Origin of the sequence: Streptomyces sp. H27-D2, assembly GCF_035828615.1 — a bacterium.
In the GTDB taxonomy this organism is placed as follows: Bacteria; Actinomycetota; Actinomycetes; order Streptomycetales; family Streptomycetaceae; genus Streptomyces.
In genome coordinates this window covers 37,667-42,913 of the sequence record NZ_JAYMZR010000065.1, presented here as the reverse complement: position 1 = coordinate 42,913, position 5,247 = coordinate 37,667, and the positions used below count along the sequence as shown (strand labels likewise).

1 protein-coding gene and 3 pseudogenes are annotated in these 5,247 nt (G+C 69.2%); 2 read left to right on the top strand and 2 right to left on the bottom strand.

What is annotated here, in order from left to right; genetic code table 11:
* Positions 1-128: 128 nt before the first annotated feature.
* Positions 129-308: pseudogene (locus QMK28_RS23225) on the bottom strand (DUF6112 family protein); the annotation flags it as partial.
* Positions 309-452: 144 nt separating this feature from the next.
* Positions 453-1,594 (bottom strand): annotated as a pseudogene (locus QMK28_RS23220) (C40 family peptidase).
* Between the two features lie 514 nt (positions 1,595-2,108).
* Here QMK28_RS23220 and QMK28_RS23215 point away from each other — a divergent pair.
* Positions 2,109-2,863 (top strand): annotated as a pseudogene (locus QMK28_RS23215) (DNA-methyltransferase).
* A 738-nt stretch (positions 2,864-3,601) separates the two neighbouring features.
* Positions 3,602-5,218: a DUF4331 domain-containing protein gene (locus tag QMK28_RS23210; protein ID WP_326441095.1), complete on the top strand. Its 1,617-nt coding sequence runs from the start codon at positions 3,602-3,604 to the stop codon at positions 5,216-5,218.
* Positions 5,219-5,247: the final 29 nt, after the last annotated feature.

Genomic DNA, 5,247 nt, shown 5'->3' with positions numbered 1-5,247 from the left:
ATCGACGTCATCGCAGACCCCTCGACGATCACACGGAAACAAGACGCGGGATCTCTCCCTCCCCCGAACGAAACCATGTCTGACCAGCGAAAACTCAACGGCCGCGTTCGGTTGAGATACGGCTACTGACCCCAGGCCCACACGCAGAGCGAGAGCGCGAGGGCGCCGACCACCGCGATGATCCCGTACAGGTTGAGGCTGCTGACGACGTTCTTCAGCACGGTCAGGCCCGGCAGGCCGCCCGCCTTGGGGGAGATGCCGGGATCGTAGGCGAGGTGGATCAGACGGTCGGACAAAGGCATGGCGATGGCAGGGCTCCTTGCGTGCGCAGGCCGACAGGCCGGGCGGGAACGGAGAAGAAGGAATGAAGAAGGGGAGGGAGCGCTGCTCGGGCGCGCGGAGCTGCCGGCCGGCCCGGCCGGCGGGTGGTCAGCTCGGGCGGGGGCCGGGGGTCAGGAGGTGACGCGGCGGGCGGCGAGGATTTTCCAGTCCTTGACCGGGTCGATCCGGACCGGCTTGGTGGTGCGCGGGGCGTTGATCACCAGTCCCGCCCCCATATACAGGCCGACGTGTTCGGGCACGGCCGCGGTGCCGCGGGCGAACAGCAGGTCCCCGGGCTTGAGCGCCTTGAGGGGGACGGGCTTGCCTTCGGTGACCTGGGTGTAGGTGGTGCGGGTCAGCGTGACCTGGGCGGCGGCGTACGCCTGCTGCATCAGGCTGGAGCAGTCGCAGCGGCTCATCGGGTCGGGACCGTGCGCGTTGGTGCAGCTGCCGCCCCACTGGTACGGGGTGCCGAGCTGGCGCATCGCCCAGGTGATCGCGGTGCGGACCTTCACCGGGGCGCTCTTGGGGATCGTGTATCCCCTGGGGACGGAGCCCTCCGGGATGGGACCGTAACCGGCCCCGTCCTCGCCCGGCGCGCAGCCGCTCCCGGCGATCTGCGCGGGGCCACCCTGGTCGTGGTCGTGGTCGGGTTTGGTGTGGTGTGGTGGCCGCCGCCCGGCAGGGTCTTGGCGATGGCCTGGCGCAGGGCGCGGGAGAGGTCTTCCCACTGCGCGTACGCGTCCGGCAGTCCGGATTTCTGGACGGCCTGAGCGGCTTGGGTGAGCGTCATCTGCTGCCAGCCGTGCACCGCGAGCAAGGTCTGGTAGAACGTCGTGCTCGCGTGCACGGGGTCGCGGATTTGCTCTGCGGTTCCCCAGCCCTGGCTGGGGCGTTGCTGGAAGAGTCCGAGCGAATCGCGGTCGCCGTAGTTCAGATTGCGCAGCCGCGATTCCTGCAGGGCTGTCGCCAGCGCGACGGCTTGGCCGCGGGCGGGGACGTGCAGGGAGATGCCGGTGGCGATGATCTTCTTGGCGTTGGGGAGTTGCTCCGCGGGCAGGTCCAGGCCGTTGATGTGGAGGTGCTTGCCGGAGCCTTTGCCGCCGATGTCGGCGACCTGCTGGGCGACGGCGTGGGTGTCGGTGTCCGGGCCGGTGGGGCAGTCGGCGGCCTGGGCGGCGGAGCCGCTGCCGGCCGCGGCCATGGCGGTGGTTCCGGCGAGGAGCAGCGGGGAGAGGCAGAACACGCCGATGACGGCGGCGATGCCCTTCAATCCGGCGCGCCTCCCAGCGGGTTGGCCACGTGCGGCGGGCGTGGAGGCGGGTGCGGGGAGGGGAGTGTCACAGCGGTGTTCCTTGGAAAGGACGGGCCGGCCGCGTGGCGCGGGGTGGAAAGGCGGCGGCCGGGCCCGGTAGGCGAGCGGGGCTGGGAGCGTCGGGGCGAGTTGCCGCTCGCGCCGACGCGGGGCGGGTCAGCTGGGCCGGGGCAGAGGTGTCTCGGCAGGGGCGGGCGGTGGGGAAGGGGTGCGTTGGCGGAATGCGCCGGGCGGTCGTCAAAACAGTAAGGACGAATGTCCGGTTGACCAAAAAGCCTGGTGATCACGCCAGTAATGCGGCGGCGGGTTTCCGCGGTGATCGTGGTCAACCGGGGATGGTGCCCTACAGTTTTGGTCTCCCTCGCCTTTCCCGTCCTGCCGGCGGTCTCGTCTCGCCCGAGCCCGGCGGACGCTGCTATCCGATGGCGAGCCGGAGCTTTCCCGTACCTCTCTGAAGAATTGGAATACCCCTTTGCCTTTTTCCCTGCACCAGGGCGACGCGCTGAGCGTGCTCGCCGGGCTCCCGGACGACTGCGTCGACTCCGTCATCACCGACCCGCCCTACAACTCGGGCGGGCGGACCGCGAAGGAGCGCACCAGCCGGACCGCGCGCCAGAAGTACACTTCCGCCGACGCCGGGCACGCGCTGGCGGACTTCACCGGCGAGAACATGGACCAGCGCTCGTACGGGTTCTGGCTGACGCAGACCATGACCGAGGCGCTCCGGCTGACCAAGACGGGCGGCACCGCGCTGCTGTTCACCGACTGGCGGCAGCTGCCGGTCACCACGGACGCCATCCAGGCCGCCGGCTGGCTCTGGCGCGGTGTCCTGGCCTGGCACAAGCCGCAGGCCAGGCCGCAGAAGGGCCGGTTCACCCAGAACTGCGAGTTCATCGTCTGGGCGTCCAACGGGCCGATCGACGCCGCCCGGAACCCGGTCTACCTGCCCGGCCTCTACAGCGCGTCGCAGCCCTCGGGCAAGAACCGCCGGCACATCACACAAAAGCCCGTCGAGGTGATGCGGGAGCTGGTGCAGATCAGCCCGCCCGGCGCACCGTCCTCGACTTCTGCGCCGGCTCCGGCTCGACGGGGGTCGCCGCACTGCTGGAGGGCCGCGACTTCATCGGCGTGGAGAAGACGAAGCACTACACCGAGATCGCCGCCGACCGGCTCACCAAGACGCTCCAGCAGACCCTGGCCCAGGACGACTGCGGCCTGGCGGCCTGACCACAGACCGGCTCTTCGTCTGTGACAGTCCGGGCTGTCATCAGCGGATGTTCGCCGAGCGGATACCCGGCCTGACGAGTCCGTACGGTCGCGGGACCGTACGGTACTCGCCGAGGCCGGCGCCCGGTCGGGGTCCAAGAGCGTGGTGATGAGCCGGTAGGTCTCACCGTCCCTGTGGCCGGGCACGTCCAGGACTGCAGGGGTTGTTGCCGCCGAAGTCGCTCAGTTGCGGGGGCGACTGGCCGTCCTGGGCCGGCCCGAGGCGGGCAGCACGTTCGCCGCGAGTACCGCGAAAACCCGCTGGGAGTTCGCCCCGGGATTACTGCTGTCCAGGTGTATTTGCATGTGAAGTGCAATAGTGCATGGCCCGCCCCGAATGGCCGAGTGAGCTTGTCACCGTGTCGGGTGAACTCGTCATGCGTAATGGTGGGGGCAAAGCGCCGTCTGGGCCATTGCGTTCGGGCATTTTCAGAAATTGGCATTGGCGCTGCTACGCCGTTGTTCGCCGCACCGTGGCTTCAATCATGCTTTGCTGCCACATGTGCATCTGAATGCGTGGCGACCCTCCCGACCGACGAGAAAGCGATGCGCTTTCTCGGATCAGCCGCCCGGACAGCTCATGTGTCCCGCCCGCCTTCGTCGATGCATCGCCGTTTCCCCACCGTTGCCCCAGCGCGCGCTTCCTCACGTTGCCGTGCGGCGTAACGCGTCCCTGGTGGCCGAGAAGGAGAGAGATCTATGTTCAATCGTTCAAAGCGTGGGCCCGCCTCGCGCCGTAGCGTCGACCGGTATCTGGCCGGTGCCGGTGCCGCGGCGCTCGCGGCTTCGGTCGCCGTGGTCACTCTGGCACCGGGCGTCAGCTCCGCGTCCAGCCACCGCGAGGCACCGCTGATCGCGGGAGACCCTCGGGCCGACAACACGGACGTGTACGCGTTCACCAGCCCCGACCGGAGCGACACCGTCACCCTGGTGGCCAACTGGATTCCGTTCGAGGAGCCGAACGGCGGACCGAACTTCTACCCGTACGCGGATGACGCCCGCTACAACATCAAGATCGACAGTGACGGCGACGGCCACCCCGACCTCACCTACACCTGGACCTTCAGCGACAAGGTCCGGGACGCCAAGGACCAGTTCCTCTACAACACAGGGCCGGTCCGCTCGATCGACGACCCCAACCTGAACTTCCGTCAGACCTACGACCTGAAGGTCACCGACGCCCAGGGCAAGACCCGTACCCTCCTGCGCGACGCCCCTGCCGCCCCCTCCCGCACCGGTCGGGCGTCCATGCCCGACTACGGCAAGCTGCGCGGCGAGGCCGTACGGAAGCTGCCCGACGGAGGCCAGAGCTTCGTGGGTCAGGCCGACGACCCGTTCTTCGCGGACCTGCGGGTCTTCGACCTCCTGTACGGCGGTGACCTCAGCGAGCGCGGCCAGGACACACTGGGCGGCTACAACGTCAACACCATCGCGATCCAGGTGCCGAAGAAGGCGCTGGCGCTGCGCGGGAACGCCCAGCGCAACCCCGTCGTCGGTGTGTGGTCGACCACCGACCGGCGCGGCGCGAACGTCACCGACGACCGTGCCCGGCAGCGGGCGGGTTGGAAGCAGGTCTCCCGGCTGGGCAACCCGCTGGTCAACGAGGTCGTCGTCCCGCTCAAGTACAAGGACGCCTTCAACGGCCTCTCTCCCCACCAGGACCGCACCGTGCAGCCGGTCGTGGACAAGGTCCTCGACCCGATTCTGCCCAAGCTCATCCAGAAGGTCTACGGCGTGCCCGCCCCGAAGACTCCGCGCAACGACCTTTCCGAGATCTACCTCACCGGCCTGTGCAAAGCGTGCGGTCCCATCAAGGCGGACCTCAACGCGCACCGGCTCAACAAGGACGCCGACGCACGCCGCATCGTGCCCGCCGAGGAACTGCGGCTGAACATGGGTGTGGCCCCGGCCAAGCAGCCGAACCGGCTGGGTGTCCTGGGCGGGGACCTCGCCGGATTCCCCAATGGGCGCCGCCTGGGCGACGACGCCATCGACATCTCCCTCCAGGCTGTGGAAGGAGCGGCGCAGACCGGCAAGCTGGTCGAGGCGCTCGCCGCCGGCGACAAGGTCGACGCCAATGACTCCGCGTTCGGGCCTGCCTTCCCGTACGTGGCGCTGCCGAACACCAAGAACGTCAACCAGTCGGGCGACAACGGATCCGACGACTCGGCGATGCAGACCGCCGCCCACACCGACGGCGCCGGCCTGCCCAGCAGCCTCCGGCAGGCCGCCGTCCCGGCATGCCTGGCCGCTTTCGGAGCGCTGCTCCTGGGCACCGGCGGCGCGCGCATGTGGCGTCGCCGCAACGCCGGCTGACGGTCCGCCGTTCCCGGCGGCGTCAAATG

Excerpts from the sequence above, each read along its gene's own strand:
- QMK28_RS23210 (WP_326441095.1), top strand. The coding sequence starts at position 3,602 with ATGTTCAATCGTTCAAAGCGTGGGCCCGCCTCGCGCCGTAGCGTCGAC.